General features: G+C 75.7%; 1 protein-coding gene. It reads right to left on the reverse strand.

The features are described from left to right. Positions 1–310: 310 nt before the first annotated feature. Positions 311–1,369, reverse strand: coding sequence for a gentisate 1,2-dioxygenase (gtdA, locus tag E2C05_RS31650; protein WP_133223567.1), 1,059 nt, complete (start codon positions 1,367–1,369; stop codon positions 311–313). Positions 1,370–1,568 lie beyond the last annotated feature (199 nt).

The raw sequence follows: 1,568 nt of genomic DNA on the forward strand, positions 1-1,568 counted from the left end.
GCCGCCGCCGGGTCGCCGCGCCGGCGGCCCGTCGCCAGCTCGGCCCCCGCGCGGTCGAGCGCCGTCGTCGCGCGCGACAGCAGGCGCAGCGCGGCGGCAGCGGGCACATTGGTATGGACGCTCAGCACGTCACGCGCAGGGGGCCGGTCCCGGGACGGAGCGTCCCTAGCGGCCAGTGCTTACCGAACCGATAGGGTGGCGGATCGCGGCGGGGCGCGGCGGCGGGGCAGCGCGCCGCCGTCCCCCCACCGCAGGAGACGGCGCGGGTCGCGTGGTCAGGGGAGTGCGCCGACCGCCCCGGAGGCCGGCGCTACAGCCGCGCGTCCCGGAACAGGCCGAGCTTCTCCTGCGCCGCCCGGTCGGAATAGGCGAAGAGCAGCAGGCGGCTGTCGGCCCGCAGCGTCAGCGCCTGCCAGGAGGGGACGACGAGGATGTCCCGCTCCTCCAGCCGGTATTCCCGCCCCTCCACCGCCGCGGTGCCGCGGCCTTCCACCACCACGAAGATCGTGCCGTCCGTGCTGCGGCGCGGCCGCGTCTCGAACCCGGCCGGCAGATGGCGGACATGCGCGGCGATGGTCGGCATCACCGGGCCGCCATCCGCCGGGTTGATGAATTCCAGCGCATGGCCGAGATGCGGGTCGGGCGCCTCCGCCCCGGCCAGCGCCAGCAGGCTCTCCCGCCACTCGGCATGGGGGTAGTGGAACAGCGGCTGCCGGGCAGGGCGGCGATCCGCGGCCGTGCCGCGCAGCGGGCGCAGGTTGCGGCCATAGCGGCGCAGGCTGTCGCCGGCGGGGATCGCCTCGGACATCGCCGGCTGGTCCAGCCGCTCGGCGAAGCTCGCCTCGTAGAAGCGGACGGTCGGGATATCGAGCCCGTCCAGCCAGATCATCGGCCGGCCGCTGTCATTGCCGTGGTCGTGCCACTGCCAGTTGGGCGTCAGGACGAGGTCGAAGGGGCGCATGACCGCCTTCTCCCCATCCACCGCGGTGAAGGCGCCATCGCCTTCCATGACGAAGCGCAGCGCGCACTGGGTGTGGCGGTGGCAGGGCGCGACCTCCCCCGGCAGGATCAGCTGCAGTCCGGCATAGAGGCTGGGAATGACCGAGGAGGTGCCGGCGAGGCCGGGATTCTCCAGGATCAGCACCCGCCGCTCCGCCTGCTCGGCGCTGATCAGGCCGCCGGCGCGCAGCAGGTAGTCCCGCGCCGGGCCATAGGCCCAGCGATGCGCCTGGGCGGCCGAACGGGGGGTCGGGGTGACCAGGTTCGCCAGCACCTCCCACAGCGGGTAGAGGCTGTGCGGCCGCATCTCGGCATAGAGCGCCTGGAGCTGGCGGCGCGCCTCCTGCGGCGCGGTGGCGAGTCCGTCCATGCTGCGTTCCTCCGTCCCGGGCGGGCCACCGGACGCGGACGGCGCCCGGCCCGAAGCCAAGGGCGCCGCCGGCGGCGGTGCCGCGACCCCTGGAGAGTAGGGCAGTTGGCGCCGGGGCGCGATCCGGCCGCGGCGGCCCGGGCGCGCACGGGCCGGTCCCGGGCCGGGCGGCTTCACCCGGCGGTGATGCGGCGCCGGG

Origin of the sequence: Paracraurococcus ruber (assembly GCF_004353985.1) — a bacterium.
In the GTDB taxonomy this organism is placed as follows: domain Bacteria; phylum Pseudomonadota; class Alphaproteobacteria; order Acetobacterales; family Acetobacteraceae; genus Paracraurococcus; species Paracraurococcus ruber.